At 34.5% G+C, this 249-nt stretch carries 1 protein-coding gene; it reads left to right on the forward strand.

All coding sequences use genetic code 11. The features are described 5' to 3' along the window. A partial coding sequence (locus tag SB756_RS33350) for a hypothetical protein (protein ID WP_410913668.1) occupies positions 1 to 249 on the forward strand: 249 nt, incomplete at both ends.

Below are 249 nucleotides of genomic sequence, written 5' to 3' on the forward strand. Positions count from 1 at the left end.
CTTATGAAGGCTTGATTGGCATAGACCCACAAACCTATGAACGTAAACATTCTATGGGGCTCAAAAGCTCTTTAAATTCTAATTCAATTTTGTCTTTAGTGCCTGAAGAAAACAAGTATCTTTGGGCAAGCTCTGAGAATGGACTCTACAAGATAAACCTCAACACACTTAATGTTACAAGTTTTTCTGTTAAAGATGGTTTAAGCACCAATAAATTTACAGACTACACACAAAGAAAATTGAATAACG

It is taken from the genome of Pseudomonas sp. SIMBA_068, assembly GCF_046534705.1.
In the GTDB taxonomy this organism is placed as follows: domain Bacteria; phylum Pseudomonadota; class Gammaproteobacteria; order Pseudomonadales; family Pseudomonadaceae; genus Aquipseudomonas; species Aquipseudomonas putida.